Origin of the sequence: Pseudomonas sp. AMR01 (assembly GCF_041946035.1) — a bacterium.
Classification (GTDB): domain Bacteria; phylum Pseudomonadota; class Gammaproteobacteria; order Pseudomonadales; family Pseudomonadaceae; genus Aquipseudomonas; species Aquipseudomonas antarctica_B.
In genome coordinates, this window is the sequence record NZ_JAUTYR010000081.1 from 1 (window position 1) to 2,606 (window position 2,606).

Below are 2,606 nucleotides of genomic sequence, written 5' to 3' on the forward strand. Positions count from 1 at the left end.
GAGACAGGCCGCTTTCCACAAGTGATAGAGATCCTCTTCAAGCTGGCCAGCATCCACGCCGGAGCCCTCGAAGAACCACAGTTCGTGAAAATGGGGGTGCCAGCCGTTGGCCTCGCCGTGGTTGATCTCGGTCGCAATGATCCGGCCCTGTACGCCAAGGCGGGTTTGGAGCTGACGATAGGCCCTGTTTTTGCCCATCCAACGCAGGGCATCCTTGATAAGGGCGAGGGTATCGGTCAAGCGATCTTGACGGCCATGAGGGATGGTGAAGGTCGGCATCAACACTTGCCCACCTTGGGCGAGACACTGCCCCATAGCCTGCTGGATCTCGTTGGCGCGGCGCTGGGCAATCTTCGGGGAGCATATCGGACACAGCCAGGGAAGGGCGCAAGTTTGCAACCCGACAAAGTGACCAGGTAGATACGCATCGAGCTTGGCCCACACCTGGACATCGGTGGCCTGCTTGATTGGATTCCGGTGGCAGCACGCTAGGCGATGCTTTCGCCCGAAAATCTCTATCAGGGCAGCCTTGCGGATCCATTTTAAGGCGCGAAGTTGGGCGGGGGTCTTTTCGATCTGAAGGGTGCAATCATGCTGGCGCGAAACTTGAAAAACTTCACCAGTTTCGGCGTCGATGATTTCGCGGATTCCCTTGATTGGCGCGGGTTTGCGGGGCGTTGCACTAGGCAAAGCGGCGGCGGTTTCCGCAATATACCTAGAGCGGCCACTCCGGCCCCCTGCGGCATCCAAATTCTCGGCGGGTAATCTATCGGTCTTCATGGTGCCCTCTCCCTATGGAGAAGGCGGGGAAATGATGTAAGATCATGTCATCACCTTGGGTCTGCATATATCCAGTTGCGGGTGATCGTCCCTCGGAGGCTTGCCGGCCTCGCGGGGGGTTTCTTTTTGTGGGTCTAGCGCGGCTTATGGCCCACTGCTGCCCAAGAAATTTCCACTTCGTCTTGTGAAGGACAATCGCACAAATCGTACTCTCTGGGCTCCGCAAGGGCAAGGAGAGCACGGCGGGGCGCTGTGGCGTTCTCCTCCCTCAGTGCCCGAACCCCTTAACTGCCGGTTTTGCAGGGAAAGGGGGGTTCACTGGCTCGGGTCAGGATGGGCGTGTTTCGCGGCCTACCACCTTCCCCCATATCGACCTATCAGGGCCGCTTGCAGGGCCTACCGGCCCTATCCTTTGAGCTGCACCATCTGTGCACGGCGTAGAGCCTCCAGAACCTGCCCCGCCTCGTCTGACGTGAGGATCTGGGCGCTATTCCCATCCCGTATCGCCTGCATCTGGGCATCCAGCCTCTCAAGAATACCGCGATTAATCGTAACAGTGACGTTATTTTGTGCCACCTTGGCGCGGTACTTGGCTTGGCGTTCGGCCTGCGTCATAGCCTTGCCGGTGCGAGGTCTGCCCCGTGGGCGCTTGATAGGGAGCAGGTCGGGGGTCTGGTTGTCGTGGGCGTCTTTCATGCTTGGCCTTTTCCGTGACTGTGACGATAAATAATTATTGTCACAGTCACACAAAATAAGCAAGCGGAACAAATCGCTCGGAAGTGATCCCGAAGGGCTCCGAACTTTGGCACAAAGTGTTAGGAGAACACTTCACAGGGAATCAGCCAGCCGACCCCGTATTACATACGGGACTGGCAAGGGGGATCCCCCTTGACCCCCAACAACCGGAGACGCTGGGCGCGATTGGGTGGCATCAGTTCGCCAACCAAGAGGGCCAGCAGGCAAGCGAAGCGCGGCAGGGGCTACGCATAATCGCCCCCCCTGAGTTTTTCGCATGAGAAAAAGCGAGCGATTTGTTCCCGCCTTTTCGGGGGTTATTCGCCACGCATTGATTCAAGGGTAAGGGTCTGTTTATAAAAGCATTTTAGCGGCCACAAGAGCCGCTGGGTGTGTATAGATTTCGTGTTATGTAACAAGAGGGGTCGGGCTGCCCCCCTTGAGACGCTACCCCGCCAGCGGGGGCCCCTTCTCAAGGGGCTGCATCCGCCCCTTTTCGTAACAGTTACGTCAATCCGTGGGGGTTTTCGGTCGATACGCATCAATGACAGCGTAAACAGCCTGCCGACCGTTGAGGCACACATCGAGAATAACCGCCTCCAGACGATGCCTGACAACGATCCGCCAGTCATCAAGGGGGATTTCAGCGATAAAGACCGCCTCTTCCTCCTGCTGCGCTGCAAGCTCTTCGTCCGTCATGTCAGTAACGGCGTACCGCTTCTTGAGGCCCTGCGTCCACGTAAGCACTTTGCGGCCCTTGGTGGCCTCGGCGTACTCAATGATCAGTTGCTTGGCTCGGTTGCGGTGCTGGGTGGTGGCGTTCTCGTCCATGTAGCAATCAATCAACTGCCAGAACGAGCGGTTTGATCTCCGGCCCTTCTTGGAGTTCGACTTAGCCATTTCATCAGCCAGCGTCCACGGCTTGTCCCCCATCTTGGACACGTAGGAGGCGGCGAGACTGCCATCCTGCACCACTACCCCATGCTTGCGACTGGGCTCGCCAAGGCCGAACTTGAGACAGGCCGCTTTCCACAAGTGATAGAGATCCTCTTCAAGCTGGCCAGCATCCACGCCGGAGCCCTCGAAGAACC

2 protein-coding genes and 1 pseudogene are annotated in these 2,606 nt (G+C 57.9%); all 3 read right to left on the reverse strand.

The genetic code is table 11. The annotated features are described in order from the left end of the window. Positions 1-780, reverse strand: a pseudogene (locus tag Q7C20_RS26575) (hypothetical protein); the annotation flags it as partial. Between the two features lie 405 nt (positions 781-1,185). Further along, the gene (locus Q7C20_RS26580) at positions 1,186-1,476 is read right to left on the reverse strand and encodes a hypothetical protein (protein ID WP_374994991.1); all 291 of its coding nucleotides are present in this window, start codon (positions 1,474-1,476) and stop codon (positions 1,186-1,188) included. A 549-nt stretch (positions 1,477-2,025) separates the two neighbouring features. Beyond that, on the reverse strand, positions 2,026-2,606 hold a 581-nt coding region (locus tag Q7C20_RS26585), incomplete at its 5' end, for a hypothetical protein (RefSeq protein WP_375071168.1).

What these genes read in the sequence shown, in the direction of transcription:
- Q7C20_RS26580 (WP_374994991.1), bottom strand. Translation starts at nt 1,476, where the DNA reads ATGAAAGACGCCCACGACAACCAGACCCCCGACCTGCTCCCTATCAAG.